26 protein-coding genes and 4 tRNA genes are annotated in these 26,293 nt (G+C 70.1%); 22 read left to right on the forward strand and 8 right to left on the reverse strand.

Going from position 1 to position 26,293, the window contains the following annotated elements:
- Positions 1-5: 5 nt before the first annotated feature.
- The 6 genes from AB5J50_RS29835 to AB5J50_RS29860 all read left to right on the forward strand — a co-directional run bounded on the left by AB5J50_RS29835 (position 6) and on the right by AB5J50_RS29860 (position 6,350).
- The gene (locus AB5J50_RS29835) at positions 6-1,583 is read left to right on the forward strand and encodes an NADH-quinone oxidoreductase subunit M (protein WP_369261285.1); all 1,578 of its coding nucleotides are present in this window, start codon (positions 6-8) and stop codon (positions 1,581-1,583) included.
- The gene (locus AB5J50_RS29840; protein ID WP_369261286.1) at positions 1,580-3,079 is read left to right on the forward strand and encodes an NADH-quinone oxidoreductase subunit N; all 1,500 of its coding nucleotides are present in this window, start codon (positions 1,580-1,582) and stop codon (positions 3,077-3,079) included. The genes AB5J50_RS29835 and AB5J50_RS29840 overlap by 4 nt, the downstream gene beginning before the upstream one ends.
- Positions 3,080-3,303: 224 nt before the next feature.
- On the forward strand, positions 3,304-4,167 hold the full coding sequence (gene htpX / locus AB5J50_RS29845; RefSeq protein ID WP_369261287.1) for a zinc metalloprotease HtpX: 864 nt from the start codon (positions 3,304-3,306) through the stop codon (positions 4,165-4,167).
- Positions 4,164-4,556: a YccF domain-containing protein gene (locus AB5J50_RS29850; RefSeq protein WP_327430913.1), complete on the forward strand. Its 393-nt coding sequence runs from the start codon at positions 4,164-4,166 to the stop codon at positions 4,554-4,556. The genes htpX and AB5J50_RS29850 overlap by 4 nt, the downstream gene beginning before the upstream one ends.
- Positions 4,557-4,589: 33 nt before the next feature.
- A complete protein-coding gene (locus AB5J50_RS29855; protein ID WP_369261288.1) occupies positions 4,590-5,732 on the forward strand; it encodes a barstar family protein in 1,143 nt (380 codons plus the stop codon).
- Between the two features lie 51 nt (positions 5,733-5,783).
- Positions 5,784-6,350 carry an SMI1/KNR4 family protein gene (locus tag AB5J50_RS29860; protein ID WP_369261289.1) on the forward strand — a complete coding sequence of 189 codons (567 nt, stop codon included), beginning with the start codon at positions 5,784-5,786 and terminating at the stop codon, positions 6,348-6,350.
- A 156-nt stretch (positions 6,351-6,506) separates the two neighbouring features.
- Here AB5J50_RS29860 and AB5J50_RS29865 read toward each other — a convergent pair whose 3' ends face one another.
- Positions 6,507-7,751 carry an APC family permease gene (locus AB5J50_RS29865; RefSeq protein ID WP_369261290.1) on the reverse strand — a complete coding sequence of 415 codons (1,245 nt, stop codon included), beginning with the start codon at positions 7,749-7,751 and terminating at the stop codon, positions 6,507-6,509.
- Positions 7,752-7,942: 191 nt separating this feature from the next.
- Here AB5J50_RS29865 and AB5J50_RS29870 point away from each other — a divergent pair, with 191 nt between their 5' ends.
- Entirely contained in the window at positions 7,943-8,209 is a 267-nt protein-coding gene (locus tag AB5J50_RS29870; protein WP_327430917.1) for a GlsB/YeaQ/YmgE family stress response membrane protein, read from the forward strand.
- Between the two features lie 123 nt (positions 8,210-8,332).
- On the opposite strand, the gene AB5J50_RS29875 is transcribed toward AB5J50_RS29870, so the two are convergent.
- On the reverse strand, positions 8,333-8,821 hold the full coding sequence (locus AB5J50_RS29875) for a YajQ family cyclic di-GMP-binding protein (RefSeq protein WP_028805132.1): 489 nt from the start codon (positions 8,819-8,821) through the stop codon (positions 8,333-8,335).
- 202 nt (positions 8,822-9,023) lie between these two features.
- Here AB5J50_RS29875 and AB5J50_RS29880 point away from each other — a divergent pair.
- From AB5J50_RS29880 to AB5J50_RS29890, 3 genes are all read left to right on the forward strand, one after another.
- Positions 9,024-9,105, forward strand: a tRNA-Tyr gene (locus AB5J50_RS29880).
- A gap of 851 nt (positions 9,106-9,956) precedes the next feature.
- A complete protein-coding gene (locus tag AB5J50_RS29885; RefSeq protein ID WP_369261291.1) occupies positions 9,957-10,616 on the forward strand; it encodes a hypothetical protein in 660 nt (219 codons plus the stop codon).
- A 236-nt stretch (positions 10,617-10,852) separates the two neighbouring features.
- The gene (locus AB5J50_RS29890; protein WP_369261292.1) at positions 10,853-11,065 is read left to right on the forward strand and encodes a hypothetical protein; all 213 of its coding nucleotides are present in this window, start codon (positions 10,853-10,855) and stop codon (positions 11,063-11,065) included.
- 118 nt (positions 11,066-11,183) lie between these two features.
- Here AB5J50_RS29890 and AB5J50_RS29895 read toward each other — a convergent pair whose 3' ends face one another.
- The gene (locus AB5J50_RS29895) at positions 11,184-11,840 is read right to left on the reverse strand and encodes an SDR family oxidoreductase (RefSeq protein WP_327430946.1); all 657 of its coding nucleotides are present in this window, start codon (positions 11,838-11,840) and stop codon (positions 11,184-11,186) included.
- Positions 11,841-11,905: 65 nt separating this feature from the next.
- On the opposite strand from AB5J50_RS29895, the gene AB5J50_RS29900 reads away from it, so the two are divergent.
- The gene (locus AB5J50_RS29900; RefSeq protein WP_369261293.1) at positions 11,906-13,018 is read left to right on the forward strand and encodes a hypothetical protein; all 1,113 of its coding nucleotides are present in this window, start codon (positions 11,906-11,908) and stop codon (positions 13,016-13,018) included.
- A gap of 186 nt (positions 13,019-13,204) precedes the next feature.
- On the opposite strand, the gene AB5J50_RS29905 is transcribed toward AB5J50_RS29900, so the two are convergent.
- Positions 13,205-14,455, reverse strand: a complete 1,251-nt coding sequence (locus AB5J50_RS29905) for an amidohydrolase family protein (protein ID WP_369261294.1) — start codon at positions 14,453-14,455, stop codon at positions 13,205-13,207.
- 439 nt (positions 14,456-14,894) lie between these two features.
- On the opposite strand from AB5J50_RS29905, the gene AB5J50_RS29910 reads away from it, so the two are divergent.
- The 5 genes from AB5J50_RS29910 (at position 14,895) to AB5J50_RS29930 (ending at position 16,449) form a co-directional block, all read left to right on the forward strand.
- A tRNA-Thr gene (locus tag AB5J50_RS29910) sits at positions 14,895-14,967 on the forward strand.
- Positions 14,968-15,013: 46 nt separating this feature from the next.
- Positions 15,014-15,086 (forward strand) — tRNA-Met (locus AB5J50_RS29915).
- Positions 15,087-15,174: 88 nt separating this feature from the next.
- Complete coding sequence (rpmG, locus tag AB5J50_RS29920) at positions 15,175-15,339, forward strand: 50S ribosomal protein L33 (protein WP_004571794.1); 165 nt, start codon at positions 15,175-15,177, stop codon at positions 15,337-15,339.
- 227 nt (positions 15,340-15,566) lie between these two features.
- Positions 15,567-16,019 (forward strand): MaoC family dehydratase N-terminal domain-containing protein, encoded by a 453-nt coding sequence (locus AB5J50_RS29925; protein ID WP_327430949.1) that lies wholly within the window; start codon positions 15,567-15,569, stop codon positions 16,017-16,019.
- A gap of 1 nt (position 16,020) precedes the next feature.
- Positions 16,021-16,449: a MaoC family dehydratase gene (locus AB5J50_RS29930; RefSeq protein ID WP_369261295.1), complete on the forward strand. Its 429-nt coding sequence runs from the start codon at positions 16,021-16,023 to the stop codon at positions 16,447-16,449.
- A gap of 170 nt (positions 16,450-16,619) precedes the next feature.
- On the opposite strand, the gene AB5J50_RS29935 is transcribed toward AB5J50_RS29930, so the two are convergent.
- Positions 16,620-17,549: a PhzF family phenazine biosynthesis protein gene (locus tag AB5J50_RS29935; RefSeq protein WP_369261296.1), complete on the reverse strand. Its 930-nt coding sequence runs from the start codon at positions 17,547-17,549 to the stop codon at positions 16,620-16,622.
- A gap of 276 nt (positions 17,550-17,825) precedes the next feature.
- On the opposite strand from AB5J50_RS29935, the gene AB5J50_RS29940 reads away from it, so the two are divergent.
- The 4 genes from AB5J50_RS29940 (at position 17,826) to AB5J50_RS29955 (ending at position 21,888) form a co-directional block, all read left to right on the forward strand.
- The gene (locus AB5J50_RS29940; protein WP_369261297.1) at positions 17,826-18,395 is read left to right on the forward strand and encodes a TetR/AcrR family transcriptional regulator; all 570 of its coding nucleotides are present in this window, start codon (positions 17,826-17,828) and stop codon (positions 18,393-18,395) included.
- A 130-nt stretch (positions 18,396-18,525) separates the two neighbouring features.
- Positions 18,526-19,980 (forward strand): DHA2 family efflux MFS transporter permease subunit, encoded by a 1,455-nt coding sequence (locus AB5J50_RS29945; RefSeq protein WP_369261298.1) that lies wholly within the window; start codon positions 18,526-18,528, stop codon positions 19,978-19,980.
- 21 nt (positions 19,981-20,001) lie between these two features.
- Positions 20,002-20,382, forward strand: a complete 381-nt coding sequence (locus AB5J50_RS29950; RefSeq protein ID WP_327430954.1) for a DUF3291 domain-containing protein — start codon at positions 20,002-20,004, stop codon at positions 20,380-20,382.
- Between the two features lie 450 nt (positions 20,383-20,832).
- A complete protein-coding gene (locus tag AB5J50_RS29955; RefSeq protein ID WP_369261299.1) occupies positions 20,833-21,888 on the forward strand; it encodes a UDP-N-acetylmuramate dehydrogenase in 1,056 nt (351 codons plus the stop codon).
- Here the strand turns inward: AB5J50_RS29955 and AB5J50_RS29960 are convergent.
- Positions 21,885-22,517 carry an NAD(P)-dependent oxidoreductase gene (locus tag AB5J50_RS29960; RefSeq protein WP_369261300.1) on the reverse strand — a complete coding sequence of 211 codons (633 nt, stop codon included), beginning with the start codon at positions 22,515-22,517 and terminating at the stop codon, positions 21,885-21,887. The genes AB5J50_RS29955 and AB5J50_RS29960 overlap by 4 nt on opposite strands.
- Positions 22,518-22,653: 136 nt before the next feature.
- On the opposite strand from AB5J50_RS29960, the gene AB5J50_RS29965 reads away from it, so the two are divergent.
- On the forward strand, positions 22,654-23,292 hold the full coding sequence (locus AB5J50_RS29965; RefSeq protein WP_369261301.1) for a TetR/AcrR family transcriptional regulator: 639 nt from the start codon (positions 22,654-22,656) through the stop codon (positions 23,290-23,292).
- 237 nt (positions 23,293-23,529) lie between these two features.
- On the opposite strand, the gene AB5J50_RS29970 is transcribed toward AB5J50_RS29965, so the two are convergent.
- Positions 23,530-24,573, reverse strand: a complete 1,044-nt coding sequence (locus tag AB5J50_RS29970) for an adenosine deaminase (protein WP_369261302.1) — start codon at positions 24,571-24,573, stop codon at positions 23,530-23,532.
- Between the two features lie 131 nt (positions 24,574-24,704).
- Positions 24,705-25,931: a pyridoxal phosphate-dependent aminotransferase gene (locus AB5J50_RS29975; RefSeq protein ID WP_327430959.1), complete on the reverse strand. Its 1,227-nt coding sequence runs from the start codon at positions 25,929-25,931 to the stop codon at positions 24,705-24,707.
- A gap of 248 nt (positions 25,932-26,179) precedes the next feature.
- On the opposite strand from AB5J50_RS29975, the gene AB5J50_RS29980 reads away from it, so the two are divergent.
- Positions 26,180-26,252: transfer RNA gene (locus tag AB5J50_RS29980), tRNA-Trp, on the forward strand.
- Positions 26,253-26,293: the final 41 nt, after the last annotated feature.

A 26,293-nucleotide genomic window follows, 5' to 3' on the forward strand; every position in this document is an offset into this window, starting at 1 on the left:
CAGGCGTGATCGATATCAGTGAATCCGTGATGCAGATCCTTCTGGCATTCATCGTCGTCGGCCCGCTCATCGGCGCCGCCGCGGCTCTACTGCCGGCCCCGCCCGGGCTGAAGGGGAAGTCGCCCGAGCAGGCCGTGCTGCGGCACGGTGTGACCGTGACCGGCGCCGTGCTCATCGCGGCGATCGTCCTCGCGCTCGGCTTCGACCACGACCATCCGTCGAAGATGCAGGCCACGACGGACATCAGCTGGATCCCCGCACTCGACGTGCGGATCCACCTCGGCGTCGACGGCATTTCCCTCCCCCTTCTGGTCCTGACCGCGCTGCTGACCTTCCTCTGCGCGCTGTACTCCTACTTCAAGATGCCCGCGGGCCCGACCCCGAAGGCGTTCGTCGCGCTCGTCCTCGTGCTCGAGTCCGGCACCCTCGCGACCTTCGCCGTCCTCGATCTGCTGCTGTTCTTCCTCGCGTTCGAGATGGTGCTCATCCCGATGTACTTCCTCATCGCCCGCTGGGGCGGTGCGCAACGGCAGGCCGCGGCCTGGAAGTTCATCCTCTTCACCCTGCTCGGTTCGGTCGTCATGCTGCTGGGCCTGCTCCTGATCGGAATCAACGCGGGCACATTCGACATGGTGGCACTCGCCACTGACAACGGCCGGTCGCTGACCACATCCGTGCAGGTCATCGCCGTTTTGGCGATCGGGATCGGGCTGGCGGTCAAGACGCCGATGTGGCCGCTGCACAGCTGGCTGCCGGACGCCCACACGGCCGCGCCCACCGTCGGCTCGGTCCTGCTGGCCGGCGTGCTGCTGAAGATGGGGACGTACGGGTTCGTCCGGATTCTGCTGCCGATCGCGCCCGACGGGATGCGGACCTTCGCGCCGTACCTCGCCGCCTTCGCCGTGGTCGGGATCATCTACGGATCCCTGGCCTGCCTGGCCCTCGCCAAGCAAGGCGCGAAGGGTGATCTCAAGCGGCTCATCGCCTACTCGTCCGTCGGTCACATGGGCTTCGTGCTGCTCGGCATCGCGACCATGACCCCGACCGGCGTGAACGGCGCGCTGTTCGCCAACATCGCCCACGGCCTCATCACCGGCCTCCTCTTCTTCCTCGTCGGCGCGCTCAAGGACCGCACGGGCACGACCGACCTCGACACCCTCGCCGAGGAGACCGGCGCCGCGCTGTACGCCAGGACCCCGCGCCTCGGCGGCCTGCTCGCCTTCGGCGCCGTCGCTTCGCTCGGGCTGCCGGGTCTCGCCGGGTTCTGGGGCGAAATGCTGGCGCTGTTCGGCGCGTTCGAGCCCGCCGACGACCTCAGCCGCCCCGCGTTCCTCACCTTCATGGCGATCGCCGCCTTCGGCACACTGCTCACCGCCGCGTACATGCTCGCCGTCGTACGCCGTGTCTGCATGGGCGCCACCCCGCAGCAGGGGAGTCCGCAGCTCGCCGACGTCCAGAGCTACGAGTTCGCGGCCTGGACGCCGCTCGTCGCCCTCACCGTCGTCGCCGGCCTCTGGCCGAAGGCCCTCCTCGGCCTGACCGATCCGGCCGTTCAGCAGCTCCTCGCAGGAGGCACCCGATGAGCTCCCTGGTCCAGTCCGTCGACTGGCTCGCCATCGCGCCGCCCACCATCACCGCGGTCGTCGGACTCGTCGTGCTCGTCGCCGACCTCTTCATCGGCGACACGAAGAAGGCGGTGCTGGGCTGGGTGTCGGTGGCCGGACTCGCCGTGTCCGCGCTGATGCTGCTGCCCATCCTGGACGGCGACCGCGCCACCTTCTGTCTGACGGGCGACACGAGCGCCTGCAGCTATACGGCGGACCGGTTCACGCTCGTCATCCAGTTCCTGGTTCTCGGCGGCGCCCTCCTGACGGCCCTGCTGTCGGTCACCGCCCTGAAGGACGCCAACAGGGAACTCCCCGAAGGGGAGTTCTGGTTCCTGCTGCTCTCCTCGGCCGCGGGCGCCGCCCTGCTGCCCGCCTCCCGCGACCTCGCGACCCTCATCGTCGCCCTGGAAGTCGCCTCCCTGCCCGCCTTCGCGCTCGTCGGCATCAAGCGCGGCGACAAGAAGTCCTCCGAAGCGGCCCTGAAGTTCTTCCTGTCCTCCGTCACCGCGACCGCCGTGAGCCTGATGGGCGTCAGCTTCGTCTACGCGACCACCGGCACCCTGTACCTCACCCAGATCGCGGACAAGATCCAGCACGTCGACGGACAGTTCCACACGCTCGCCCAGGCGGGCGTCGTCCTCACCCTCATCGGCTTCGCCTTCAAGACGGCCGCCGTGCCCTTCCACTTCTGGGTGCCCGACACCTACGTAGGGGCGCCTTTGCCGATCGCCGCCTACTTGTCCGTCATCGGCAAGGCGGTCGGCTTCTCCGGGCTGATCCTCGTGACCGTCGTCGCCTTCCCGTCGTACGCGGACGTCTGGGGTCCGGCGCTCGCCGCGCTGGCCGCCCTCACCATGACGGTGGGCAACGTGGGTGCCCTGCGACAGCAGGCCACCCGCGCGTACAGCGCGGTACGCCTGCTCGCCTGGTCCTCCATCGGCCAGGCCGGCTATCTCCTGGTGCCGATCGCGGCCGCCGCCTACTCCAAGGACGCCGAGAAGGCCATCGGCTCCACCGTGGCGTACGCCCTGATGTACGCCGTTGTGAACCTGGGCGCCTTCGCCGTGGCGGCCCTCGTCGGCCGTACGAGGCCCCTGAACCGCATCAGCGACTACCGGGGCCTCTACGCCGCGAGCCCCCTCTCGGCGCTGGTCCTCGGCTTCTTCCTGCTCTGCCTCGCGGGCCTGCCGCCGGGCATCATCGGCCTCTTCGCCAAGGTCACCGTGTTCTCGGCGGCCGTCGACGCGGGTCTCGGCTGGCTGGCCGTGGTCATGGCCGTCAACGTCGTGATCGCGCTCTTCTACTACCTCCAGTGGACGACACTCCTCTTCCGCGCCCCCGAGGGCGAACCCGCGGAGCACCGCGTCCCGGCCCCGCTGACGGCCGCGATCGCCCTGACAGCCGTCCTGGGGGTCGTCCTCTCCGGGGCACCCCAGCTGGTCCTGCGCTTCTCGGCGACCAGCCTCTTCTGATCGTTCCGCAGGACCGGCCCCGAAGGAACACCTCGCAAAACACCCCGCACGCGCGCGTGGCCGTCGTCCGCTGCCACCCGGACGGCCTACGCGCGCCGGTGCGCGCACAAGGGAACTAGTGCTCCCCGTCTGGCGTTGACCAGTACGGGAGGGTCCACTGGAGAGTGGAAGCAGAGCATCAGCAAGCAAAGGGTTCCCCTGCCGCACCACTTGGAGGGCGTACCGTGCACCGCCGGCACAACGGGCTCAGGACCGCCGTACTCCTCGGGGGACTGTCCGCACTCATCATCGTCATCGGCAGTTTCTTCGGGCGTACCGGCCTCATCATCGCGCTGTTCATCGCCATCGGGACGAACGCGTACGCGTACTGGAACAGCGACAAGCTGGCTCTACGCGCGATGCGCGCGCGCCCGGTGAGCGAATTCGAGGCCCCGGCCCTGTACCGCATGGTCCGCGAGCTCTCCACCCAGGCCCGTCAGCCCATGCCACGTCTGTACATCTCGCCGACGGAAGCGCCGAACGCCTTCGCGACAGGCCGCAACCCGCGCAACGCGGCCGTGTGCTGCACCGACGGCATCCTGCGCCTGCTGGACGAGCGTGAGCTGCGCGGTGTCATCGGCCACGAGCTCAGCCACGTCTACAACCGCGACATTCTGATCTCCTCGGTCGCGGGAGCCCTGGCCTCCGTGATCATGTTCCTGGTCAACTTCGCCTGGCTGATCCCGGTCGGCCGGTCGAACGACGACGAGGGTCCCGGCATCCTCGGCATGCTGCTGATCATGATCCTGGGCCCGCTCGCCGCATCCGTCATCCAGCTCGCCATCAGCCGTTCCAGGGAGTACGAGGCGGACGCGTCCGGCGCCCAGCTCACCGGTGACCCCCTCGCCCTCGCGAGCGCGCTGCGCAAGCTCGACGCGGGCACCAAGCAGCTGCCGCTGCCCCCGGAGCCGCGCATCGAGACCGCAAGTCACATGATGATCGCGAACCCCTTCCGCCCGGGACAGGGAATGTCGAAGATGTTCTCTACGCATCCGCCGATGGCGGAGCGCATCGCCCGGCTCGAGCAGATGGCAGGTCGTCACAAGTGAAGACAATTCTGAACGTCATTTGGCTCGTCCTGAGCGGCTTCTGGCTGTTCCTCGGGTACTTGGCCGCCGGTGTGCTGCTGTGCATCACCATCATCGGCATTCCCTTCGGCATCGCCGCGTTCCGTATCGGTGTCTACGCCCTGTGGCCGTTCGGCTATACGACGGTGGAGCGCCGTGACGCGGGCGCGCCGTCCTGCATCGGCAACGTCCTGTGGTTGGTCCTCGCGGGATGGTGGCTCGCCCTCGCCCACATCGTCACGGGCATCGCCCTGTGCATCACGATCATCGGCATCCCGTTCGGCATCGCCAACTTCAAGCTCATCCCGGTCTCGCTGCTCCCCCTGGGGCGCGAAATCGTGCGCACGGACCAGCCGTTCGCGACGCGCTAGCGGTTGAGTGCGGGGGTGGAGCCGCCCAGGTACGTGCTGCTTTCGTACGACGCCGAAGCCGAGTTCAACGGCGAGGACGGGTACGAGGAGACGTGGGCCATGTGCGCCGACGCCGAGGGCCTCTTCGGCGATCCGCCCCCTCCCGCGCGCGGAACGTACGAACTGCTCGGATGCTCACCCGAGGGCGAGTTGAGCACCGCCCTCGCACGCGCGCGTGCCGAGGGTTCCGCGCCGCTCGGCACCCTCGCCCTGGAAGCCCTCGACAAGAAGGGCGAGCGCGTGGGCGTGTGGCTGTGGCAGCTGGACGACGTACGCCTCCTCGGCGACCGCCCGTGCGCGCGTGACCTGTCGCTGCGCGACATCACGGTCGAGGCGTCCGAGTCCGAGGACAACGCGTCCGACTATCCGCAGTGCCCGCCGCTCTCCCCGGGCTACCGGATCCTCAGCGCCGAGGAAGCCCCGTGGGGCACCTGCAAGGATCTGGCACACGTCCGATACGAAGCCGAACTGACAGAACCGCCGCTGCGGCTGCTCGGCTGCTCCCCTCGCGGAGCCCTCCAGACGGCACTGAACGCTGGCGAGGAGGACCTGGGGCACGCGAAGGTGCTCCGCCTCGACGCGCACGGCCGCACCGTCCAGCCGGCCGTAGAGGGCGAACTCACCGCGTGGATGCCGTCAGCGCGCGGCCGCGGCCTGATCGACCTCACCCTCGAACCGTGGTCGGAGCGCCCGCCGAACGCGGCCTCCGAGGTCTGGGACCTGTGGTGGCAGGGCCGCCCGTCCGAGCCCAGCCTCTGGGCCCGATGCAGCCCCGAGGGCCGCGACTTCTGGCTCGGCACTGCCCGGGACAACCGCGTACGCGGAGAGCCGGACGATCCCCCCGGCGTCACCTACCACCTCGATGGCCGCCACATCATCGACGAGCGCGGCTTCTTCTGCGCACTCGGCGAAGCGGTGAACGGCCCCGGCGGGTACTTCGGCTGGGGCCTCGATGCCCTCAAGGACTGCCTGGGCGGCCGCTGGGGTGCCGAGCCGCCGTTCACGCTCGTCTGGCATGACGCGGACGTCGCCCGCAGCTGCCTCGGCGTCACCCCGCACACCGGCTACCGCCCGCTGACCTTCGAAGAACTGCTCGTCTTCCTCGCCGAAAAGCGCGTCGACGTCCGTCTCGATTGAGGGTTATCCACAGGCTGCCCGATTGTCAGTGGCGCGCTGCATCATGAACCCATGACCGAAGTCGAGCAGTTGCTGGCACGGGTCGCTTCGGAGGCCCGTAACACCCGCCCGTGGGGCTGGCCTTCGCTCCCCGAGCCCGTGGACGAGGCCGCGCTCTCCCGCGCCGAGGCCGCCCTCGGCTTCGCCCTGCCTCCCCTGCTCGCCGCGCTCTACCTGCGTATAGGGGACGGCGGATTCGGTCCGGAATACGGCCTTTTGCCCCTGCTGGACAGCCCTCCGTCGGGCGAGCCGGCGGTCGTTCCGCAGTACCTCGCCAACCGCGAGAGCGGCCGCAAGGACCCCGACTGGCCGTGGCCCGAGGGCGTCCTGCCGATATCCCACTGGGGCTGCGGAATGTACGCGTGCGTGGACTGTCAGAGCCCCGAGGGTCGGGTCCTGCTCTTCGAGCCGAACGCCGACGAGGCCGACGACGCCTGGTACGTGGACGCACCCGATCTGTCGACCTGGCTGCACACCTGGCTCGACGGCACGGGCTGGTACGAGGAGTCCAACGACGGTATGGACATGGACCCTTGGCCCGACTTCCGCATACGCACGGCGGCGGCACAGGCCTCCTAGCCCACCGTCCTGCCTAGGGGCGACGCGGGGGCGCGGAAGCGGGCCACACCGTCGGCGCCGACGGTGGCGTACCGCGACCCGTCGTGGGCGCAGAGGGTGACGCGCCCGCGACTCCCTCGTCGAGACCGGCGGTGGCGTGCCCGCGACCCGTTGTGGCTACCGCGAAGCCGCCCACCGTCGTACGCCGTACGCCGCAGCCCCGACCGCCAGCACCGCCGTGCCCACGACCACGGAATCCACCGGCAGCGCGAACGCCAGCGTCACACACCCGACGAGTCCGACCACCGGCACCACCCGCGCAGCCGGAGCCGAACTCAGCGTCCAGGCGGACGCGTTGGCCACCGCGTAGTAAGCCAGCACACCGAAGGAGGAGAACCCGATCGCGCCCCGCACATCCACCGTCGCGGCCAGCGCGGCGACCACCGCGCCCACGGCCAGTTCTGCCCGGTGCGGCACTTGGAAGCGCAGATGTACGGCGGCCAGGGCGCCCGGCAGATGATGGTCACGGGCCATGGCCAGCGTCGTCCGCGAGACGCCCAGGATCAGGGCGAGCAGTGAGCCGAGCGCGGCCACGGCGGCCCCCACCCGCACCACCGGCACGAGCCCCGGCGCACCGGCCGCCCGCACCGCGTCGGCCAGCGGCGCCGAGGCCTGCCCGAGCCCACCCGACCCGAGCACGGAAAGGACAGCCACCGCGACCGCCGCGTACACCACGAGCGCGAGGCCCAGAGCCAAGGGGATCGCGCGCGGGATGGTGCGCGCCGGATCCCGTACCTCCTCACCGAGCGTCGCGATCCGCGCGTACCCGGCGAACGCGAAGAACAGCAGCCCCGCAGCCTGAAGCACCCCGCCCGCGCCGGCGGAGAGCCCGATGTCCAGCCGCCCGGCGTCGGAGGCGTCCGAGCCGAGGCACACGACCACCACGGAAGCGAGGACCGCCAGGACCACCGCCACGATCGCCCGCGTCAGCCAGGCCGACTTCTGCACGCCGCCGTAGTTCACGGCGGTCAGGGCCACCACGGCCGCGACCGCCACCGCGTGCGCCTGCCCCGGCCAGACGTACGCGCCCACGGTGAGCGCCATCGCCGCACAGGAGGCTGTCTTGCCGACGACGAACGACCAGCCCGCCAGATACCCCCAGAAGGCCCCGAGTCGCTCCCGCCCGTACACATACGTGCCACCGGAGGCGGGATACAGGGCCGCCAGCCGCGCCGAGGCCATCGCGTTGCAGTAGGCGACCACGGCGGCGACCGCGAGGCCGAGCAGCAGCCCGGATCCGGCCGCCCGCGCCGCGGGGCCCAGCGCCGCGAAGATCCCGGCACCGATCATCGAACCGAGCCCGATGACCACGGCGTCCCCGACGCCCAGGGTGCGACGCAACTCGGACTCGGACTGTGTCATGGGCCGCACCCTACTGATCAGTGCAACCGACAGGCGACGAGGAGGCGTCCTGCTCTTCGACACGGCACCAACACACGTGCGACCCGCGGCAGGCAACACCCGCGCAGGCGCACGCGGATTCACAGCCCGGCCGGACCGACGTCACAGCGCCGGGACAGCATGGGCACAGCGCGGAAGGGCAGGTTGAGGGCATGGGCATCATCAGCTGGATCATTCTGGGGCTGCTGGCCGGCGCCATCGCCAAATTCCTGCTGCCGGGACGCGACCCGGGCGGCTTCATCGGAACGACCCTCATCGGCGTCGCCGGCGCGTTCATAGGCGGCTGGATATCAGCCCGCTGGCTGGACCACCCCATCACCAAGCAGTTCTATGACGGAGCCACCTGGGCCGCCGCGGTCGGCGGTTCGCTCGTCCTGCTGGTCATCTACCGCATCCTGTTCGGCGACTCGCGCCGCTGAGCGCATACCCCTGAGGCCGCAGCCAGCAGGCGAGAAGGGTGGGCACTCCGGTGCCCACCCTTCCTCGTACGCGCAACGAACCGACCGCGGGGGCCGGTTGACGAATCACCGCCGGCGGTCGTTCTACCGGTAGTTCACGAACTGCAGCGCGAAGTCGAAGTCCTTGCCCTTGAGCAGGGCCTGCACGGCCTGCAGGTCGTCACGGCTCTTCGAGCTGACGCGCAGCTCGTCGCCCTGCACCTGTGCCTTCACGCCCTTCGGGCCCTCGTCGCGAATGATCTTCGCCACCTTCTTCGCGTTCTCCTGGGAGATGCCCTCCTCGATCGACGCGAAGATCTTGTACTCCTTGCCGGAGAGCTGGGGCTCACCGGCGTCCAGCGCCTTCAGCGAGATGCCGCGCTTGATCAGCTTGGTCTCGAACACATCGAGGATGGCCTTCACCCGCTCCTCGGAGTTCGCTTCCATCAGGATCTTCTCGCCTGACCAGGAGATGGAGGCGCCGACGTTCTTGAAGTCGTAGCGCTGCGAGATCTCCTTGGCGGCCTGGTTGAGGGCGTTGTCGACCTCCTGCCGCTCGACCTTCGAGACGATGTCGAAACTGGAGTCGGCCATGTCCTGTGGCTCCTTGTATCGGGGTGCGTAGGGGCGGCCGTCGAGCCCGGCGTAGGCCCCCGGCCGCATCCGCATAAGCCTAGCCACCCCCCTCCCTCCAAGCGTCGATCAATTGGGTGGCGAAGCACCCCCGAGCATCAGGTATCGTTTACGTCGTTGCCACGGAGCACCGCCGAAAAGCGGGTCTCACGGCAGCAACCCCGGCGGTGTGCCCGAGCGGCCAAAGGGAGCAGACTGTAAATCTGCCGGCTCAGCCTTCCCAGGTTCGAATCCTGGCGCCGCCACACGGGAACGAAGGGCCCGTGACCTGCTGTTTAAGCAGGTCACGGGCCCTTCGTCATGCCCACTGACAATTAGCGCGCTGTCTCACACTGTCTCGTGTTCGAACGCCGTATCTCGGGATGCGTGGACGGGATCCTTGCCGCGTCAGCCACGCAGTCCTAGCCGGGCCAAGACCGGGCGTCGTTCAACAGGGTCGCCGTGTGCTGCATGTGGGCGGCGGCCAGCGGGCCGGTCGGCGTTCAGAGGGACGTGGCGTGGGCCGTGCGCGCAGCCGGCGGAGACAGCGTCATGGCCATCCAGGAGACGCTGAGCCGAGAGCCGAGCGTGGGGACAGTTCCGCGGGCCCCGCCGGCCGCACGCCGCTCTGCGGGGGAATCCCCCGGTTCCACCTGCGTGGGCTGCGCGAGAGGGAAGGCGCTCTGCTCCACGGGGTCAAGGCGGACGTGGCCGTCCGGGCGCTGACGACTTATACGGACATCGGTTTGGGGCTGGATCGGGGTGAGCAGACCGATCCCCGCTCTGCAGAACCTTTGACGGAAACGGAAGTCAGCCGCCCCGTGTGAAGGCGAGGTGGCGGGCGCGAGCCGTGGCCGACAGGCTTCCCGGCAGCTCGTGCCTGGTGCTGCCTCGCGTCCTGAGTGCGCGGCATTTTGGACTGAGGGCGAGCGTGGTCTCGGGGTCGCTGTTTCGTCGCGTCTGGAGTGATCGAGTCACACCGTCCGTGCCCCGTGACGGCCTTGTCCCGGCTCTGTGACACAGGGGGTTCCCGCGCTGCCGTGCGACGGTGCCGTTGCTACCGTCCCGGTCCGGGGGGTGGCCGGTTGGGCCGCCTGTTAACAGGGGGACGTCCTAGATGAATGCCAACCGCCTCAGACCCGCAGTGCTCGCGCTCGCGGCCGTCGCGCTGAGCGCCGTGCTCACCGGGTGCCAGAAGGGCAGCTCAGCCGCCGGGGCCGACGCGACGCCGAGTGCGGGCGCCACGGCTACCTCATCGTCGGGCACGTCCGCCGGGAAGCCCACTGCGACGCCGAGCGTGGGGGCCACGGCCACCTCGTCGCCCGGCGCGGCCGGTGGTGCCACGCCTGCCGGGAAGTACGAAGCCAAGCCCACCGCATCAGCTGCGGCCGCCACCCCCGCCGCCGACTGTGCCAGCGAGCCGCCGAGCCCGGACGACGTCGATCCCGACGAGATTGCCGTCTACCGCATTGAGGAACTCGACGGCAGTACCGGCAAGGTGAACCTCGTCATCCAGCACGGGGCCTGGGGATGCCCCGGGAAGGACACCGACGGCGCGCCCTTCGTCGTCACGGGCGAGGACAGTCGCTGGGCTCTCGACCAGGCCGCGTACGTCACGGCCACGAACCCCATCACTGACAGCAGCGAGAACCAGCGGATCGGCGTGCAAGAGCTGATCGACTGGATCAATGCGCACCCCGACTCCGGCCTGGTGTTCAAGTACGAGACCGGCGAGGACGGCGCCATCCACCGCCTGGAGCAGGTCTTCACGCCGTAGTAAGTGCGGGGCCTCCTGATCTCCGCCCTGACCGTCCGAGGGAGACCCTCTCTGATCTGCGAGAACGCAGGTCGGAGGGGTCTCCTCGTGTTGCGGAGTGGGCAGGGACACCCCGCGCGTGCAGGGCGCCTCAAAATAGGACAACTTCCGTATTACTTGGGGGTGTCGGGGCACGCGACTTTCGTGCCCAGGGGCAGCGCCGATACGACCCGCCGCCCACGGGGCACACTGATCCCATGCCATCGCGTCGCAGGAACTGCCCCGAGTGCCGTCGGGAGATCGCCGTCGTCGCGGGGCGGTTCGCTCGGCATGATCCGCCGGGTGCGCGGGGGAGCGGGGAGCTGGTCTCGTGCCCGGGGTCGCGTCGGCAGGCGCAGCTCGGGGCGGCTCAGCCGACGCTGGACGGGTACGCCGTTGCGGAGTTCCCCGGGCAGCTTCCGCTGTTCTGACCGACCAGGCAGCCGACCGGGCAGCCGACCGGGCACCCGGCCAGGCACCCCCCTGGTACGGCATGCCGAAATCCGCGCCCGCTCCTCGCCCCTTGGCTTCCCCCTGGCTCCTCGCCGCCTAGTTCCCCGCCACCGCCTTGACCGCCACCGAGATCGGTGTCGAGCCGCTGATCAGTTCCAGGGTCAGGCCGGCTGTCGCCGGGGTGTCCACCAGTTCGGCGAGGGCCGCGGCGACGTCGTCGCGGGGGATGGAGCCGCGGCCCGTGGAGGCCTCCAGGCGTACGAGGCCGGTGCCGGCGTCGTCGATCAGGCTGCCGGGGCGCAGGATCGTCCAGTCCAGGCCCGTACGACCGCGAACGTATTCGTCGGCCTCGCCCTTGGCACGCAGATACGCGTCGAAGACGTCGTCGCCCGGGTGCGCCGGGTCCGCGCCCATCGAGGAGACGACCACGTGACGGCGTACGCCCGCGCGTTCCGCCGCTTCCGCGAACAGGACGGCGGCGCCCCGGTCCACCGTGCTCTTGCGGGCCACGCCGCTGCCCGGGCCCGCGCCCGCCGCGAAGACGGCCGCGTCCGCGCCCTGCAGATGCGCGGCGACCTCCTCCACCGAGGCCGACTCCAGATCGCACAGGACCGGCTCGGCACCGGCCGCCCGCAGATCGTCGCCCTGTTCGGCGCGGCGGATGATCCCCGCGACCTCGTCGCCGCGCGCGGCGAGCAGCCGCTCCAGCCGCAGCGCGATCTGACCATGACCTCCAGCGATGACAATGCGCATGTTTCCGACCGTACGCCCGGACGGGCGCGTTCGCCGCACAACCCTGTGGACAACTCGTGTGTCACATGTGTGATCAATCGAATGAGCGAACGAGGGGATGTCGTGCGAACCCGCGCGGCATCGCAGAGGAGACCATCATCACCGCCATACGCAAGACCGTCACCGCGGCCGGCTGCGCCGCCGTCCTGCTCGCCACGGCGGCCGCCTGCGGCACGGTCCAGAACCTCACCGCCGGGCAGAAGGTTGACCACGCCGTCGACCGGCTCGGCGAACAGAAGTCGCTCGCCTTCCAGTTGGATCTCGACGCGGACTCCGACGCGCTCACCGCGCTGGCGGGCGACTCCGGCTCGGACGATGCCATCCCGCCGGAGGCCGCGAAGTTCCTCAGCGGGCTGCGCGTCGACGTCGCCGTCAAGTCGAAGAAGGCGCTGGCCGATTCGGGCCAGAAGGACCTCATCGGTACGAGCATGAAGATCACGGGGGCCGACGGCGTCCTGGTCGAGTACCGGATCGTCGGCGACTTCACTTACTACCGCATCAACATGAAGGCCGTCGGCAAGGCGATGGGCATTCCCATGCCGACGGCCGACGAACTCCCGGACAGCGAGAAGGAGTTCAAGCACGTCCTCGAAGGCGACTGGGTGAAGATGAACACCCACGACCTGGAGAAGGCCCAGAAGTCCTCGCAGAGCTCCGCGAAGGGAGCGGACAGCGCCGCCGACATCGACGCCAAGACTCAGCGGAAGATCGTCAAGGCCGTACGCGGTGTCATCGCCCACGACGTCACCTTCCGCGCCAAGGACGGCAGTGACGGCACCGAACACGTCATCGCCAGCGGCAACTTCCGTACCCTGATCAAGGGCGTCTTCGACAAGCTCCGGCCCCTGCAGGGCGACCTTCCGGTGGGCGCGGACCTCCCCTCGGACAAGGACCTCAAGGACGCCCCGAACAAGAAGGTCGCCGTCGACTTCACGCTGAAGAACGGCGACCTCACCCAGGTCAAGGTCGACCTCGGCGTCCTCGCCGACGACCCGAAGGCCACCAAGCTGCCGCTGGTCCTGAAGTTCTCCAAGGCGGGCGACATCAGCGCGCCGTCGGGGGCCACGGAGATTCCCGCGGACAAGATGCCCGGGGGCAGCCCCCTCGGCGGTGGGCTGTTGGGCGGCAGCGAACTCTGAGGCCCCGGCCCGCCGGTGGCACCGGCGGGCCGTCACCGAGCACGCGCGCGTGACGGCCTTCAAAGACACCCACGCCCGCGTGACGGCCTTCAAGGCGCCAACGCGCCACCCATGCGCGCGTGACGCCTTAACGGCCCTCCACGCGCGCGTGGAGGGCCGTTAAAGCCGCTTCCCGTAACCGCTCTCCTACGACGGCTCTCCCCGCCCCTGCCGAGGCAACTCCATCCCCGCCGCGGCCGCCGAGTTGCAGTACTCCCGCACCGCGCTGGTCCGCGCCACCACACGCCCCCGATGCACCACGATCCGGCTGTACACCAACGACAGCGCCCCCGCGAGCCGGTCCCCGCGCACGGCGAGCAACTCGGCCGGAAATCCAGCCTCCACGCGCACCTCGGGCAGTCCGAGCGCGGCCCGGGCGGCACAACTCACCGTGTCGTAGGCGTCCTCGGGCCGTAGCCCGTACCGCGAGGCCAGCAGATACGCGGCCTCCAGCGGGTCGCCGCGCCCCACCGGGTTCGATGCGTCGCGCAGGGCGCCGCTGCCCGCCGCGACCCGTACCCCGGCCGCCCGCAACAGCCGTACGGGAGCGGTCCCGCGCCGTTCCACGGCCCCGCAGCCGCCCTGCGGCAGGCACACCACGGTCACGCCCGCCGCAGCGAGCTGGTCGGCTGCCCGGGAGGCCGTCTCGGAGGGCAGGCGGCCGAGCCCGCCGCACGGGCCGAGCGTCACCCCGGGGCGCAGCCCGCCGGCCATCGCCGCGAGCCGGGCGAGCCGGGCGGGGTCCGCGCCGTCCGTGTGCAGGTCGACCGGGCAGCCGTGCTCGGAGGCGAGCTCCAGGATCGCCTCCACGTACCCCGTGGGATCGGGGTCGGCGTCCGGGCAGCCGCCCACCACGGAGGCGCCCATCTTCACGGCGTCCCGCAGCATGGCCAGTCCGTCGGCCCCGGCCGCCCCGGTCAGCACCCGCGGCATCGCCACCGCCGTCAACTCGGCGAACCCGCGCAGCGAACGGCGCGCCTGGAGCACCGCCGCCAGCGCGTCGAGCCCCTGTACGTCGCCGACGTGCACGTGAGAGCGCAGCGCCGTCGCGCCGTGCCCGAGTTGCAGCAGCGCGGCCTCGGTGGCCCGGCGCTGGACTTCCTGGGCGTCGTACGTGAGGGGGCCGTCGTCCTCGGCCGTCAGGGCCGTGTCGCTGTGGGCGTGCGGCTCGGCAGGGGCCGGCAGGAGGAGGTAGCCGTCGAGGTCCATCTTCGCCGCGAGGACCCCGGGGGCGCCTCTCGTCAGGCTCCCGGCGGTGCCGACCGCCTCGATCCGTCTGCCGTCCAGCCGCACGTCCACGGTCCGGCCGTCGGTGAGCCGCGCCCCGCACAACAGGAGCGTGGCCGTGTCGGTCTGTCCCGACCGGGAGTGAGGTGGCTGCGGCTGACTGTCGGGCATCGCGCTCCTGGGGCTCGGGGGCGGCTGCGGGAGGGGCGACTGCGGAGCGTGAGGACACAAGATCACGCAGCGTGAGTCGAGCCTAGGGCGGCGATCCGTCCGCGTCGGGGAGGAGCGCAATAGTCGTACCGGTGTGGTCCGTAGCCGTATCGGCGTGGTCCCGCGGCCCGTATCCGTGGTGTTCCCCGGCTCGTACCCGTGGTGTTCCCCGGCTCGTATCCGCGTGGTCCTGCGGCTCGTACCCGTGTGGCCGCCCGGGCGAGGGCGGGCCTCCGGCATGGGCGGGAACGCACCTGTGATCGACGGTGATCCGTGGTGCGTGAGGGGCTAGTGAGCGGCTGCGGGAACGCCTGGGGAAACGGCCGGGAACAGGCCGGGGCGGGTGCCGCGAAACGGATTTGGGCGATCGGCGGCCGACCGTGTAATGTCTTCATCGCTCGCCCCAATAGCTCAGTCGGCAGAGCGTCTCCATGGTAAGGAGAAGGTCTACGGTTCGATTCCGTATTGGGGCTCTGGTGTGAGAGGTTCCCGCCGCAAGGCGGGGTCCGATCGCATCTCAGCGGTGTAGCTCAGTCGGTAGAGCAAGCGGCTCATAATCGCTGTGTCACCGGTTCAAGTCCGGTCACCGCTACTGACAGTAGCCGATTGTGGGGTCGGTCCTTCGATCGGCTACTCTTCTATGCGTTAATCGTCCCATCCGTTCGTCAAGGAGCACTCCTGTGGCTGCCACCGACGTCCGCCCGAAGATCACGCTGGCCTGCGTGGAGTGCAAGGAGCGGAACTACATCACCAAGAAGAACCGGCGTAACGACCCGGACCGACTGGAGATGAAGAAGCACTGCCCGCGTTGCAATGCGCACACCGCGCACCGCGAAACGCGATAAATCAGGCTCGTACACGAGGCCGTCCCCTTCACGGGGGGCGGCCTCGCGTCGTTATAGAGCTAAGACAGTCCGTGTGGAGCCTCCGTATGGAGCCAAGACGGTCCGTCCGGCCCAAACGGCCAGTCCAGTCGTGGCATCCGGTCCAGCTGTGGCATCCAGTCCAGCTGTGACCTCCAGCTCAGCGACGACCACCAGTTCAGCGAAGACAACCAGGAGGTGCCGAGCCCATGGCGCTCGACCAGTCCTTCGTGGGGCGGTCCTACCCGCCCACCGACCCCTATGAGGTCGGCCGGGAGAAGATCCGCGAGTTCGCGGAGGCCGTCGGGGACAGTAACCCTGCGTACACGGACCCTGAGGCCGCCAAGGCGCTCGGCCACCCCGATGTGATCGCCCCGCCGACTTTTGTGTTCGCGATCACGTTCAAGGCCGCGGGCCAGGTCGTCCAGGACCCGCAACTGGGCCTCGACTACAACCGCGTGGTGCACGGCGACCAGAAGTTCGCCTACACCCGCCCGGTGCGCGCGGGCGACCGGCTCACGGTCACCTCGACCATCGAGTCGATCAAGTCGCTGGCGGGCAACGACATCCTGGACATCCGTGGCGAGGTTCACGACGAGGCGGGCGAGCATGTCGTGACGGCCGTCACCAAGCTCGTTGCGCGCGCGGCGGAGGTGGGCTGACATGACCGCGAAGATCTCTTACGCGGACGTCGAGGTCGGCACCGAGCTGCCGGCCCAGACGTTTTCCGTGACTCGTGCCACGCTCGTGCAGTACGCCGGTGCCTCCGGGGACTTCAACCCGATCCACTGGAACGAGAAGTTCGCGGTCGAGGTCGGTCTGCCCGACGTCATCGCGCACGGCATGTTCACCATGGCCGAGGCGATCCGCGTCGTCACCGACTGGGTCGGCGACCCGGGCGCGGTTGTCGAGTACGGCGTCCGCTTCACCAAGCCCGTCGTCGTCCCGAACGACGACAAGGGCGCGACCGTCGAGGTCAGCGCCAAGGTCGGTGCCAAGCTCGACGACAACACCGTTCGCGTCGACCTCACCGCGACCAGCGCGGGTCAGAAGGTCCTGGGCATGTCGCGCGCGGTCGTGCGACTGGCGTGAACGCGTAGCGCGGGCAGTAGCTGTGCGTGAAGTAATGCGTAGCGCGGGCTGTTGCCGTGTGTGAAGTGGCGCACAGCCCCGGCGGTAGTCGTGCGAGGTAACGCATGGCGTCGGCCGTGGTCGTGCGTGAAGTACGTGAAGTAAGGGGCGCTCGCCATTGCGGGCGCCCCTTACTGATCATTCAGCCGGACCATGCGGGTGAGTCTTGCGGCGCCGCCCAGGTGGATCACCGGCCCCGCTGGGCCGGGCTGTGCCGTGGCGGTGATCGTGGCCGGGCTGCCCAGGGAGTCGCCCATGTCCACGGCGATACGGGTGATGCCCCGGCCGGCCAGGTGGGCGGCGAGGCAGGCGGTGCTGTTGGCGTTGGCGATGTCCTCGGGGACGCCGATCGACGGGGCGAACATACGGGCGGCCGCGCGGCCCGTGGGCTCCGGCACGGAGTAGACGTAGCAGCCGAGGAGGCCGAGCCGGTCACAGGCGGCGCGGAGAGCACCGGAGTCCGGGGTGAGCGCGGCGAGGGCGGACCGGGTGGTCAGGGGCACCAGCAGACGCGGCCGCCCCACCGAGGCGACGGCGGCACCGGGCGCCAGAGTGTCCCGGGTGATACCGAGAGCGGCGAGGACGGCCCCGCACTCGGTCTCCGTGGGCTCCCGCAGATCCACGGGGCCCGGTTCGAAGGCCGCGTTCACCGATGTCCCCGCAGACGTCCCCTCGGGCGTCTCGCCGCGTGTCCCGTCGCGCAGGGACCAGCCCTCGAAGGCGCGTCCCGAGGCGTGCAGAAGGGTCCGGTACTCCTCGCCTCCCGCTCGTGCGGCGAGGAAAGCCAGGGCGGCGACCGTTCCATGGCCGCAGGCCGGCAGCTCTCCCTCGGAGGTGAAGAAGCGCAGGGAAGCCGCCGCACCGCTGTGCTGGGCGCCGGACGGGGAGACGAAGACCGCATGCGATGTCCCGGCCAGTACTGGCACGCGACGACGCTGCTCATCGCTGAGCGGCGTCTCGTCCAGCACCGCCGTAGGGCTCCCGCCGCCGCCGTTGCGCAGACAGGCGTCCACGATCGCGACGGGCAGTCCCTGGGTGAGGGGCAGTCCATGCACACTCATCGGCAGCCGGCCGGCACGGCAGTGAACATCACGCCAAGCAACGTACCAAGTAGGCGACTTGGGGATCCTGGACGCCGATCCGCGGATCACCGGATCGGCCAGCCCGGCTCGCCCGGCCAGCACCGGCAGAGAGTCCGTCGGCAGAGAATCAGTCGTCGGGGATGCCGGCGAAGGACTCTCTGCCGGGCGTCTCTGCCGGGCGCCCCCTCGGCCCAGCCGGCCGACGTCCCGGAACCCCCCTTGACTTAGTTAGTGATTGAGTACTAACTTAGTCGCATGGTCAGGATGAGCGCAGAAGAGAGGCGCGAGAGCGTCATTCGCGCGGCGATGAGCGAGTTCGCCCGAGGCGGCTACTACGGCACGTCCACGGAGGCGATCGCCAAGCGTGTGGGTGTCTCGCAGCCGTATCTCTTCCGGCTCTTCCCGGGCAAGAAGGCGATCTTCCTCGCGGCGGCGGAGCGCTGTATGGAGCTCACGCAGCGCACCTTCGAGGAGGCCTCCAAGGGGTTGGAGGGCGAGGAGGCCCTGCACGCCATGGCGAACGCGTACGTGAAGGTCATCGCGGAGCAGCCCGAGCGGCTGCTCATGCAGATGCAGATGTACGTGGCGGTGTCGGCGGCCGAGGAGGCCGGCGACCACGAACTCGGCGAGGCGGTGCGGGCCGGCTGGATGCGGCTGTGGGACGCCGTTCATGTGCCGCTCGGGGCCGATGTGGACGAAACCGCGACGTTCATGGCGTACGGAATGCTCATCAATTGCCTGGTGTCCATGGGGTTTCCGCCCGAGCACCGGGTCTGGGAAGGGCTCTACCCGTCGGCGCGCGTCACGGGCCGGCTGGAGAAGTAGGGCGGAAGTAGAGCGGAAGCAGGGCAGGGAAGGCGTGGCGGAGATCGGCGCCTTTCGTGGGCACGTTCATGGGCGTAAAAGTTAGTCATCAATAACTAACCGTTGGCAGTAATCACGCTCTGGGGGAGCGATGTCACAGCAAACCGCACAGACCGCACGTCGCGGGGGAGCCGTCTGGGCCCTCGTCATCACCAGCGTCGCCGGATTCATGGCGGCTCTCGACAACCTCGTCGTCACCACCGCACTGCCCTCCATCCGCAAGGACCTCGGGGGAGCACTGGGCGACCTGGAATGGACCGTGAGCGCCTACACGCTCACCTTCGCCGTGCTGCTGATGTTCGGCGCGGCCCTCGGCGACCGGTTCGGCCGCCGTCGGCTCTTCATGACCGGACTCACCATCTTCACCGGCGCGTCCGCCGCCGCGGCCCTGGCGCCGGGCATCAACTCCCTGATCGCGGCCCGTGCGGTCCAGGGCGTCGGCGCGGCCATCATGATGCCGCTCACCCTGACCCTGCTGACAGCCGCGGTCCCGGTCGCCAAGCGCGGGATGGCATACGGGATATGGGGCGCCGTGAACGGACTCGCGGTCGCCTCCGGACCCCTCATCGGCGGCAGCCTCACCGAGCATGTGTCCTGGCAGTGGATCTTCTGGCTGAACGTCCCGCTGGGCCTGGCCGTGCTGCCGCTCGCCCGGCTGCGGCTCGCCGAGTCGCACGGCACCGGCGCACCGCTGGACATCCCCGGCACCCTGCTCGCCAGCGGCGGTCTCTTCGGCATCGTCTACGCCCTGATCCGCGGCAACATCGACGGCTGGACCAGCGGCCCCGTGCTCACCGGCCTGATCGCGGGCGGTGCGCTCCTCGCCGGCTTCGTCTACCACGGCATCCACAGCAAGAACCCGATGCTGCCGATGCGTCTCTTCCGCAGCCGCGCCTTTTCCGCGATCAACGCCGCGAGCCTGCTGATGTTCGTCGGGATGTTCGGATCGATCTTCCTGCTCAGCCAGTTCCTCCAGGGCGTCGTCGGCTACTCGCCCACCGAGGCGGGTCTGCGGATGCTTCCCTGGACCGGGATGCCGATGATCGTCGCCCCCATCGCCGGATACCTCTCGGACCGGATCGGCGGACGCCCGGTCGTCACCGTCGGCCTCGCCCTGCAGGCCGTCGGGCTCGGCTGGTTCGCCATGATCGTGTCGCCCGACGTGTCGTACGCCGCCCAGCTCCCCGCCCTGATCATCAGCGGGATCGGCATGGCGCTGTACTTCGCCCCGGCCGCGAACCTCGTGATGTCCAGCGTCCGCCCGTCCGAGCAGGGCATCGCCTCAGGCGCCAACAACGCCCTCCGCGAGGTCGGCGGCGCCCTCGGCATCGCGATCCTGGCCTCGGTCTTCTCGGCCCAGGGCGGCTACGAGTCCGCACAGCGCTTCGTGGACGGGCTCTCGCCGGCACTGTGGGTGGGTGCGGCGCTGGTCGGCGTGGGAGCGGTGGCCGCGGCGCTGCTGCCCCGGCGGCAGCCGGTGACCGAGGCGCCCGCGGCTGCCTCGGCCTCGGCCTCGGCGCCCGCTCTCGAAACCGTCTCCCACTGAAACCCCGGAAGGAGCCTCGCGATGCCTACTCTGCCCTGGACAGTGCCGAACACGCCGCCGCTCCACGCCGAGGTGCACGTCATGGCCTCCCGGTTCGAGACCCGCACCTTCTGGGGAGCGCTCCGGTTCCTCGTACGGACGCCGGGCGTGTGGCGCCAGGTCGGCAAGGCGCCCGGCGCGTACGGCGCCTCCCTGAAGGCGGCGCCCCTGCGGCGGACCTTCTGGACCCTGTCCGCCTGGGAGTCGCCCGCGGCGCTCAAGCAGTTCGCACGCTCCGGCGCGCACGCCCCGTCCGCGGGCGGCCTCCGGACCCAGATGAAGGACGCGACCTTCCTCACGTGGACAGCGTCCGCCGACGAACTGCCCCTTGACTGGGCGCAGGTGCTGCGGCGCTTCGACTGAGCCGCGGATGAGCGCGAACGGCCCTGCCCTGACGGGCGGGGCCGTTCGCGTGCGGTGCGCGCCGGGGGCGTGAACTCGCGCACCGCGCACCGCGCACCGCGCGCCGGGGGTGTGGAGCCTGGGTTCGCGCGCGGGGGAGGGGGTGTGGGCTTGTGTCTTGCGCGCGGGGCTTGAGCGCATGCCTTGCACGCGGGGCGTGAGCGTGTGGCCATGCGCGAGGGGTGCGACCCCATGCCGCACGCCATGAGCGTGAGCCCCCGGTTGCGCGCGCCGGACGTGAGCCCCTGGGGTGCGCGTGCCGGACGTGAACCGCGTGTCTCGCGAGAGGGGCGTGAGCGCGGGCCTCGGATGAGGGGCGCGAGTGCACGCCTGGTGCGCGGGTGGTGCGATCCCCTGCCTCGCGCCCCCGGGTGGCCAGGTGATCCCCCGCCTTCTCGTACTCTTGGGCCCGTGCAGGAACTCCACGATGCCCCGCTCGCCCCGCTGACCACCTTCCGGCTGGGGGGTCCCGCGACCCGGCTGATCACCGCCACGACCGACGCCGAGGTGATCGCCGCCGTGCGCGAGGCCGACGACTCCGGTACGCCGCTGCTGGTCATCGGCGGTGGATCGAACCTGGTCATCGGTGACAAGGGCTTCGCCGGGACCGCCCTGTGCATCGCGACGAGCGGCTTCGCCCTCGACGGTACGAGGCTGGAGCTGGCGGCGGGCGAGGTGTGGACCGACGCGGTCGCCCGCACCGTCGAGGCCGGGCTCGCGGGCATCGAGTGCCTCGCCGGCATCCCCGGCTCCGCGGGCGCGACGCCGATCCAGAACGTGGGCGCGTACGGTCAGGAAGTGTCGTCGACCATCACCGAGGTGATCGCGTACGACAGGAAGACGCGCCAGTCGGTCACGCTGACGAACGCCGACTGTGCGTTCTCGTACCGTCACAGCCGCTTCAAGGCCGACCCCGAGCGCCATGTCGTGTTGCGCGTCCGCTTCGAGCTGGAGGACGCGGAGGGCCTGTCGGCGCCGATCAAGTACGCGGAGACGGCTCGCGCGCTGGGCGTGGAGGCCGGGGACCGGGTGCCGCTCGCCGCCGCCCGAGAGACCGTCCTGAAGCTGCGCGCCGGCAAGGGCATGGTGCTCGACCCCGAGGACCACGACACCTGGTCCGCCGGGTCGTTCTTCACCAACCCGATCCTCACCGACGAGGAGTTCGCCGCGTTCCACGCGCGCGTGAAGGACCGGCTCGGCGCGGACGCCGTGCCGCCCGCGTACCCGGCGGGCGACGGCCACACCAAGACCTCCGCGGCCTGGCTGATCGACAAGTCGGGCTTCACCAAGGGCTACGGCAGCGGGCCCGCCCGGATCTCCACCAAGCACACGCTCGCCCTCACCAACCGGGGCGAGGCCACCACCGAGGACCTTCTGGCGCTGGCCCGCGAGGTCGTCGTCGGCGTCCGCGACGCCTTCGGGATCACGCTGGTCAACGAGCCGGTGACCGTCGGAGCCGAGCTCTAGTAGGCCACGCCCACCCCCTGCTTCACCGTCCCCGCGTCGCCGATCATCGCCAGCATCGCGTGGGCCACATCGGCGCGGCCGATGAACCTGCCCTTGAGGGGGAAGCTTCCGACAACCGTGCGGTATGTGCCGGTCACCGGCTTGTTCTGGAGGCGTGGCGGGCGGACGACCGTCCAGTCGGTCGCGCTGTGGGCCAGCTCGTCCTCCATCTCCTTCAGGTCGGCGTAGACGTCCTTCAGGATCCCGGAGATCACGCCCCGCATGGCGCGGTCGACGAGTGCGGAGCCCTCCGGGTCGGGGCCGACCGGACTCGCGCTCACCACCAGCAGCCGTCGCGCGCCCTCCGCCTCCATGGCGCCCAGCACCGTACGGGTCAGCCGGGCCGCGACCCCGGCGTCCTTGCGGCTACGGGCGCCGAGTCCGGAGAGGACCGCGTCCCTTCCCGCCACTGCGGGGCGCAGCGCCTCCGGGTCCGTGAGGTCGGCGCGGAACACCTCCAGGCCCGCGCCCGTGACCGTCAGCCGCGCGGGGTCCCGTACGACGGCCGTGACCTGGTGCCCCGTTTCCAGGGCCTGCCGGACGATCTCCTGGCCGATGCCGCCTGTGGCACCGAAAACGGTGAGTTTCATGGCCTGCTCCCCTTCCGCTCCCCGTGGATGGATGAGTGGTGGGTGAGTATTCACTCACCACTCATCCTCCTAGAGTGAGTAAGTACTCACCCACCCGTCAAGCTTGATTGGTTGCGCCATGGAATCCTTGGGCCCCATGCAGCAGAAATCCGCCGCGGAGCCCGCGCCGCAGAAGCCGGCCAGGATCCGCATCCTCGACGCGGCGCACCAGCTCATGCTCACCGTCGGACTCGCCCGCGCGACCACCAAGGAGATCGCCAAGGCGGCGGGCTGCTCCGAAGCGGCGCTCTACAAGTACTTCGCGAGCAAGGAAGAGCTGTTCATCCGCGTCCTTGAGGAGCGACTGCCCACACTGGGCCCCCTCCTGGGCAGGCTCACGGCGGAGCCGGGGGAGCACACCGTCGAGGAGAACCTCACGGAGGTCGCCCGCCAAGCGGCCCTCTTCTATGAGCAGAGCTTTCCGATCGCCGCCTCCTTGTACGCGGAAACGCAGCTCAAGCGCCGCCACGACGCGGCCATGCGGGCCATGGGCGCGGGCCCGCACATGCCCATCAGGGGCGTCGACGCGTATCTGCGCGCGGAACAGCGGGCCGGGCGCATCCACCCCTACGCCGACACCTACGCGGCCGCATCACTGCTCCTCGGCGCCTGCGCCCAGCGGGCCTTCGCGTACGACTCGACGGAAGAGGGCGAGCCGCCGCCCCTGGACACCTTCGCCCCAGCCCTGGCGCGCACGCTGCTGCGGGGTATCTCCGTTGCCGAGGGCCCCTACTGAGCCGCGCCACACCTCGCTGTGTGACCCCGTGGCTTGTTCGTCGGCTGCGGGACGGTGGGGGCTGGTCGCGCAGTTCCCCGCGCCCCTGAAGGCAAAGGCGCGGGGCTGCGCCCCGCGATCCCCCAGGAACCGTTCGCCACACGGACCCGCACCCGCACCCGGCGACGCACGACGGCCCCACCCACCCTCACCCGGTAGGTGCGGCGACGCACCCGCAGTCGGCCCCGCCCCACCACCTCATCGGCGTCCGCGAGGCGCGGCCGGGCCGCTCAGCCAGTCGTCCACCCCGGCCAGCAGCTTCGCCCGTACATCCGCCGGGGCGGCCGAGGCGCGGATGGACTGCCGGGCCAGCTCGGCCAGTTCCGCGTCCGTGAAGCCGTGGTGGCGGCGGGCGATCTCGTACTGCGCGGCCAGCCGGGAGCCGAAGAGCAGCGGGTCGTCGGCGCCGAGAGCCATCGGGACGCCTGCCTCGAAGAGCGTGCGCAGGGGGACGTCCTCCGGCTTCTCGTAGACCCCCAGAGCGACGTTCGAGGCCGGACAGACCTCGCAGGTCACCCCGCGGTCCGCGAGCCGCTTCAGCAGCCGCGGGTCCTCGGCCGCCCGCACCCCGTGGCCGATCCGCGAGGCGCCCAGGTCGTCCAGGCAGTCGCGGACGGAGGCCGGCCCGGTCAGCTCGCCGCCGTGCGGAGCGGACAACAGTCCGCCCTCCCGCGCGATCGCGAAGGCCCGGTCGAAGTCCCGCGCCATGCCCCGCCGTTCGTCGTTGGAGAGCCCGAAACCGACGATGCCCTGGTCCGCGTACCGTACGGCCAGGCGGGCCAGCGTACGGGCGTCCAGCGGGTGCTTCATCCGGTTCGCGGCCACCAGGACGCGCATCCCGAGCCCGGTCTCGCGCACCGTCGTGTCCACCGCGTCCAGGATGATCTCCAGGGCCGGGATCAGACCGCCCAGGCGAGGTGCGTACGACGTCGGATCGACCTGGATCTCCAGCCACCCCGAGCCGTCCTTGAGGTCCTCCTCGGCGGCCTCGCGCACCAGGCGCCGAATGTCCTCGGGGTCCCTCAGGCACGACCGCGCGGCGTCGTACAGCCGCTGGAACCGGAACCAGCCGCGCTCGTCCGTCGCCCGCAGCTTGGGCGGCTCCCCGCTGGTCAGCGCGTCGGGCAGATGGATCCCGTGCTTGTCGGCCAGTTCCAGCAGGGTGGTGTGCCGCATCGAACCGGTGAAGTGCAGGTGCAGATGGGCTTTCGGCAGTTCAGAGACATCACGTACACGCTCCATCCCCGGATCTTGCCGTACGTCGATGGCGTGCCGGTAGCGCTTTCCCTGATCGGGGGCTTGCCCGAACGAAGAAGCGGGCCGCCTCCCCGAAGGGAAACGGCCCGCACACGCACGCGTGGAGCGCGAAAACGTCAGTCCCGCGCCTCGGCCAGCAGCTTCTGGATCCGGGAGACGCCCTCGACGAGGTCCTCGTCACCCAGGGCGTACGACAGACGCAGGTAGCCCGGCGTGCCGAAGGCCTCGCCCGGGACGACCGCGACCTCGGACTCCTCCAGGATGAGCGCGGCCAGCTCGACCGTGTCCTGGGGGCGCTTGCCGCGGATCTCCTTGCCGAGGAGGGCCTTCACCGAGGGGTAGGCGTAGAAGGCGCCCTCGGGCTCCGGGCAGAGCACGCCGTCGATCTCGTTCAGCATGCGCACGATGGTCTTGCGGCGGCGGTCGAAGGCCTCGCGCATCATGGCCACGGCCTCGAGGTCGCCCGAGACGGCGGCGAGAGCGGCGACCTGGGCCACGTTCGACACGTTCGAGGTGGCGTGCGACTGGAGGTTGGTCGCGGCCTTGATGACGTCCTTCGGGCCGATGACCCAGCCCACACGCCAGCCGGTCATCGCATAGGTCTTCGCGACGCCGTTGACGACGATGCACTTGTCGCGCAGCTCGGGCACCACCACGGGCAGCGAGTGGAACTCGGCGTCCCCGTAGACCAGGTGCTCGTAGATCTCGTCGGTCAGGACCCACAGGCCCTTCTCGGCGGCCCAGCGGCCGATCTCCTCGATCTGCTCACGGGTGTAGACCGCGCCCGTCGGGTTGGACGGGGAGACGAAGAGCAGCACCTTGGTGTTCTCGGTGCGGGCGGCCTCCAACTGCTCGACCGAGACGCGGTAGCCGGTGGTCTCGTCGGCGACCACGTCCACGGGGACACCGCCGGCGAGACGGATCGACTCCGGGTACGTCGTCCAGTACGGCGCCGGGACGATGACCTCGTCGCCCGGGTCGAGGATCGCGGCGAAGGCCTCGTAGATCGCCTGCTTGCCGCCGTTGGTGACGAGGACCTCGGCGGCCTCCACCTCGTAGCCGGAGTCGCGCAGGGTCTTCGCGGCGATCGCGGCCTTCAGCTCGGGCAGGCCGCCGGCCGGCGTGTAGCGGTGGTACTTCGGGTTCGAGCAGGCCTCGATGGCGGCCTGGACGATGTAGTCCGGGGTCGGGAAGTCCGGTTCACCCGCGCCGAAGCCGATCACCGGACGCCCGGCGGCCTTCAGGGCCTTGGCCTTGGCGTCCACGGCGAGAGTGGCGGACTCGGAGATCGCGCCGACTCGGGCGGAGACCCGGCGCTCGGTGGGAGGGGTTGCAGCGCTCATGGGCCCCATCGTTTCAGACCGGAAACGCCCCCGGCACGCGGGTTTCACAGACTGAACATCGGCAGAACATTCATCCGGATCCGGACGGCTCACCAGTCGATCTTCGGCGGACAATGCCCGTACGGACACTTTCTGTTCGACGACCGGCTCCGGACCACGTACACTCTCACCTCGTTGGCCTTCACGGGCCGCACTCACCTGGTGCACACCGAGCACTCGGGCGGATGCGGTACGTTGGGGGAAATCAAAGGGTCGTAGCTCAATTGGTAGAGCACTGGTCTCCAAAACCAGCGGTTGGGGGTTCAAGTCCCTCCGGCCCTGCTACACACTCCTTCGCCAGGATGTGTGCGCATGTACGTACT

Source organism: Streptomyces sp. R35 (assembly GCF_041053035.1).
GTDB classification, from domain to species: Bacteria; Actinomycetota; Actinomycetes; order Streptomycetales; family Streptomycetaceae; genus Streptomyces; species Streptomyces lutosisoli.